We start from the raw sequence: 5,860 nt of genomic DNA on the forward strand, positions 1-5,860 counted from the left end.
GGACCTCGAAGACGCAGCAGCCCACGACGGTCTCGGTCGGCCCGTACTCGTTGACGACGACCGAGCCGGGCGCCCGCCCGAGCCAGTCGGCCACCGCGGGACCGGCCAGCGCCTCGCCGCCGACGACCCACGTCCGCGCCGCCGACGCCGCCTGCCCGGCGGTGAGCAGTTCGCCCAGGACGGGCAGGTGCGCGGGCACGACCTTGGCCATCGCGAACCCGGCGCCGCCGCGGACCAGGTCGGCGAGCCCCTCGGCGCCGCCGTCCCGGCTGGCGGTGACGGGCGCGCCCGTCACGAGCGGGACCAGCAGGCTCGTCACGGTCAGGTCGAACGCCGCCGAGGAGTGCAGCGGGGCGCCGCACGGCTCGCCGCCTCCGTACCTGCGGGCGGCCCAGGTCACGTAGTTCACCAGGCCGCCGTGGGTGACGGTCACGCCCTTGGGCCGCCCCGTCGAACCGGACGTGTAGATCACATACGCCTGGCCGTCGGGGTACAGCACCGCGTCCGGCGCGGTCGCCGGGAGCGCCCCCGTCTGGACGGCGGTCATCGGATCGTCGAGGGCGACCATCCGGACCCGGCCGGCCGGGAGGTCCTCCAGCGTCTCCTCGTCGGTCAGCAGCAGCACCGCGCCGCTGTCGGCCAGCATGAACGCGATCCGCTCGACCGGGTAGCCGGGGTCGATCGGCAGGTAGGCGGCGCCCGCCTTCCAGACCGCGAGCACGGCCGCCACGAGATCCGCGCCGCGCGGCAGGCACAGCCCGACGACCGACTCCGCGCCCACGCCCTGCGCCCGCAGGTAGTGGGCGAGGCGGTTCGCGCGCGCGTCCAGCTCCGCGTAGGTGGTCTCGGCTGAGCCGGACACGACCGCGACCGCGTCCGGAACGCGGGCGGCCTGGGCCTCGAACAGCTCGCGGACGTGCGCCGCCCCTGCCTCGGCGGCGGTGCCGTTCCAGTCGACCAGCACCCGGTGCCGTTCGGCTTCGTCCAGGACGGGCAGCGCGTCGAGCGGCGTCTCGGGGCCGCCGTCCAGCACGGTCTCCAGCGCGGCCGTGAGGTTCTCGGTCGCGGTGCGCAGCAGGCGCGCCACCGCCTCGGCGTCGATCGAGGCGACCGCGTCGACGGTGAGCGTGAGCGCCACGCCGTCGTCGTCGACCGCGACCGCGAGCGGGTAGTTCGTGCGGTCCCGCGTGAAGACGCTGCGGATGCCCTCGGTCGTGACGTGCCGTCCCGCGTCGCTGCGCGGTCCGCCGTCGCGCCGGTAGTTGAAGAACGAGGTGAACAGGGGCGTGTCGGCGGGGACGCCGCTGGCCCGCTGCGCGACGGCGAGCGGGGCGTGCTCGTGCTCCAGCAGCCCGGCCAGCCGGTCCCGCGCGGCCAGCACCGCCGCGCGGGCGCCGGTGCCGTCCACGGTCAGCCGGATCGGGAGCATGTTCATGTGCGGGCCGACGATCCGGTCCGCGTCCACGGCCGCGTTCATCCGGCCGAACAGCACCGTCCCGAACACCACGTCGCCGCGGCCGGACACCACCGCCAGGACGCGCGCCCACGCCACGTGCATCACGGTCGCCGGGCTGACCCGCAGGCGCCGCGCGGCGCCGCGCACCCGGCCGGCCAGGGCCGGTGCGAGCGGCAGCTCGACCCGCCGGACGCCCGCGCCGTCGCCGAGGACGTCGAGCTGCCCGTACGGCGCGGTCGGCTCGGTCACATCGCCCAGCAGCCCGGCGAAGTAGCGCTCGTCCCCGGCCCGGTCGGAGCCCGCGCGCGCCCGCGCGACGAAGTCGCGGAACGGCAGCGGCTCGGGCAGCTCGTCCGCGCGCCCGCCGACGAACGCCCGCACCTCGTCGAGCAGGACCTCCTTCGCCGTGTAGTCCTGCACCATGTGGTGCATGCGGATCAGCGCGAGCCACCGCCCGGTCCCGGGATCCCGCGCCACGTGCAGCCGGACGAGCGGCGGCGCGCCCAGGTCCATCGAGCGGCCGCCCGCCGCGACGAGCTGCTCGACGGGCTCCGCGCCGTCCGGGTCGAGCGCGACCTCCTCGACGGGCAGGACGGCGCGGCGCCACACGACCTGCACCGGCTCCCGCAGGCCGTCCCAGACGATCGCCGTCCGGAGGATGTCGTGCCGGTCGACCACCTGCTGGAGGGCGCCGGTGAAGGCGTCGAGCCGGTCGCGCGTGTCGAACTCCAGCACCATCGGCATCACGTAGGCGTCGTCGCCGTCGCCCGCGAGGAGGTGGTGGAACAGCAGCCCTTCCTGGAGCGGGGCGAGCGGGTAGATGTCGGCCGTGTTCGGCGCGCCGCCGCCGACCGTGGCGACGATCCCGTCGACCTCCGCGGCCGACAGCTCCACCAGCGGCAGCATCTCCGGGGTGATCCGGGCGGCGCCGTCCGGGATCAGGTTCTCCGGGACGGCGACGGCCTCGGCACCGGTCGCGGCGGCGAGGCCCGCCGGGGTCGGCGTCTGGAACAGCGCCCGCACCGACACCGGCACCCCGTGGACGCGCAGCCGCTCCACCAACCGGACCGCGAGCAGCGAGTGGCCGCCGAGGGCGAAGAAGTCGTCATCGACGCCCACCCCCTCCACGTCGAGGACCTCGGCGAACACCGCGCACAGGATCTCCTCGCGCGCGTTGGACGGGCCGCGGCCCGCGCCCGCCGAGGCGGAATGGTCGGGAGCGGGCAGCGCCCTGCGGTCCAGCTTGCCGTTGGCGGTGCGGGGCAGCGCGTCCAGAACGACGATCGAGGACGGCACCATGTGGCCGGGCAGGGTCCGCGCGAGGCGCGCGCGGACGTCGGCCGGGTCCAGGTCCGTGTCCGCCGGTCGGGGGACGGCGTAGCCGACGAGGAGGCCGTCGCCCGAGGAGTCACGGTGGACGGCGGCCGCCGCCTGCGCGACCCGGTCGTCGCGTTCGAGCGCGGCCTCGACCTCGCCCAGCTCGATCCGGAAGCCGCGCACCTTGACCTGGTCGTCGGTGCGGCCCAGGCATTCGAGAGTCCCGTCACCGCGCCAGCGCGCCAGGTCACCCGTCCGATACATCCGGGCCGACGGAACGAACGGGCACGCCACAAAACGCTCCGCCGTCAACTCCGGACGGCCGAGATAACCGCGCGCCAATTGCGCGCCCGCGAGATACAGCTCCCCCACGGCACCGGGCACGACCGGGCGCAGCGCCGCGTCCAGGACATAGGCGGAAGTGTTGGCGAAGGGACGCCCGATGGACACCGGGCCCGCGTCAACTGGCGCGGACGTGGCCCAGATCGTCGCCTCGGTCGGCCCGTACACGTTCACCGCGTCCAGACCAAGCGCGTGCATCCGAGTCGCGAGTTCCTGCGGGAGTGCTTCCCCGCCCACCAGAACACGCACCTCGGCAGGCCAGTCCCCGACGTCCAGCAACGCCCGCCACAACGACGGAACCGCCTGCATCACCGTCCCGCCACTACCCCGCACCAACGCGGCCAGCGCGCGCGGCTCCGCCACCGTCTCCCGGTCGGCCAACACGACGCGCGCGCCCGACACCAACGGCAGGAACAACTCCAACGCCGCGATGTCAAAGGAGACCGTCGTCACCGCCACGAAACGGTCCGCGGAATCCAGCGGCATCCGCCGGCCCATCGCCCACAGGTGGTTCACCAAGGCGCCGTGACCGACCACCACACCCTTCGGACGACCCGTCGACCCCGACGTATGAATCACATACGCCGAATCACCCGGCTCCAGTAGCGCGCGCTTTTCCAGCGGCTTCCCGGAAAGGTCGAGGTCCTCCAGAACCAGCACGTCGGCAAGGTCCGATGGCAGAACCCCGGCCGTGGCCTTCGACGCCAGCACGCACACCGGCGAAGCATCGTCCAGCACGAAACCAATACGCTCCGCCGGATACTCCGGATCCACCGGAACATACGCGCCACCGGCCTTCAACACCGCCAGCAACGACACCACCAGATCCACCGACCGCTCCACCACCACCGCGACCAGCGAACCGACACCCACACCGCGCTCACCCAACAAACGCGCCAAACAACCGGCCCGAGCATCCAACTCCGCAAACGTCAACGACACATCACCCGACACCACCGCCACCGAATCCGGAGCGGCGGCCGCACGCGCCTCGAACCACTCCACCACCGACCCGTGCGGAACCTCGCCCGCCGTCCCGACCCCACCCGCGAGAACCTGCCGAAGCTCGTCCTCGTCCAGGGGCTGGACGTCGCTCAGCCGCACCCGCGGGTCGTCGGAGAGCCGCCCGACCACACGCGTCAGCCAGCGGGTGAGGCGCTCGGCGGAGGCGCGGTCGAACAGGTCGGCGGCGGCGATCACCGAGCCGCGCACGCCCGCCGGGTCGCCGTGGGCGTCGAAGGTCTCGGTCGCGACGACCTCCAGGTCGAACTTCGCGACCGACATGCCGTCCGGCTGCCGCACCTGCATCGCCGCGGCGCGGGAGCCGGGCAGGTCCACCTCGCCCTGGGCGGCGTTCTGGACCGACAGCATGACCTGGAAGAGCGGGTGCCGAACGAGCGACCGGGCGGGCGAGAGCTCCTCGACGAGCTTCTCGAACGGCACGTCCTGGTGCTCGAACGCCGACAGGCTCGTCTCGCGGACGCGCGCGAGCAGCTCGCGGAAGGTCGGGTCGCCGGACAGGTCGGTCCGCATCACGAGCGTGTTCACGAAGAACCCGACGAGGTCGTTCAGGGCGACGTCGCGGCGGCCCGCGACGACGGCGCCGACGGGGACGTCGGTGCCCGCGCCGAGCCGGGACAGCAGCATCGCCAGCGCGGCCTGGAGCACCATGAACGTGGTGACGCCCTCGGCGCGGGCGATGCCGGTGAGACGCGCGTGGACGTCCGCCGGGATCTCCAGCGGGACGCTGTGGCCGCTGTACGAGGCGGCGGCCGGGCGGGGCCGGTCGAAGGGGAGCGCCAGCTCCTCGGGCGCGCCCGCGAGGGCGTCGCGCCAGTAGGCGACCTGGCCGGAGATGACGCTGCCGGGGTCGGCGTCGTCGCCGAGGAGTTCGCGCTGCCACAGCGTGTAGTCGGCGTACTGGACGGGCAGCGGCTCCCACTCCGGTGCCCGACCCTCGCACCGCGCCGCGTACGCCTGCGAGACGTCGCGGGCGAGCGGGGCCATCGACCAGCCGTCCCCCGCGATGTGGTGCACCACGACGATCAGGGCGTGCTCGCCCGGTCCGGCGGAGAACAGCCAGGCGCGGATCGGGATCTCGGAGGCCAGGTCGAACGCGTGCCCGGCGACGGCGGAGACGGCGGCGTCGAGGTCGGCGGGCGTCGCGCCGGGGGGCAGCTCGACGGTCTCCAGCGCCCAGTCGAGGTCGTCGGCGGGGACGATGCGCTGGTAGGGCTCGCCGTCGGCGACGCCGACCGTCGTGCGCAGCACCTCGTGCCGGTCCAGGACGTCGCGCAGCGCCGCCGCGAGGGCCGCGCGGTCCACCCGGCCGGTCAGCCGCAGCGCGACCGGGATGTTGTAGGTCGATCCCGGCCCGTCGAGCTGCTCGATGAACCACAACCGTCGCTGCGCGTAGGACAGCGGAATCATGCGGATCCCTCCCGGTCACTCCCCAGCCGTGCCGCGGGCTGCGGCGGGCCGCCGATCTCCACCCCGTTGACAGAACCCCTGAGGGCATGCGAAATGACGGCCGGACTCCTTCACGAACGGTTGGCGCGACGAATCCGATAAAGCCTCGGACGTCCCCCGGAAAACGACGGAATTGCCGTCCGCCAAAGTCGGACCACTATGGCCCGGCGCCGCTGGAATGATCAATGCTCGCGCCGCGCGCGATATCCGGACGCGGCGGAGCGGGCGTTCAACCGCCGGGGGACGGCAGTTGAACGCCCGCGTTCAGGGGGCCTC

The 5,860-nt window shown here is 73.9% G+C and carries 1 protein-coding gene; it reads right to left on the reverse strand.

Annotation, left to right across the window (positions count from 1 at the left end; all coding sequences use genetic code 11):
• Positions 1–5,545, reverse strand: a 5,545-nt coding sequence (locus KLI87_RS29940) for a non-ribosomal peptide synthetase (protein ID WP_214619715.1), incomplete at its 3' end; no start/stop codon positions are given.
• Positions 5,546–5,860 lie beyond the last annotated feature (315 nt).

The organism is Actinomadura sp. NEAU-AAG7 (assembly GCF_018603865.1).
Taxonomy (GTDB): Bacteria; Actinomycetota; Actinomycetes; order Streptosporangiales; family Streptosporangiaceae; genus Spirillospora; species Spirillospora litoris.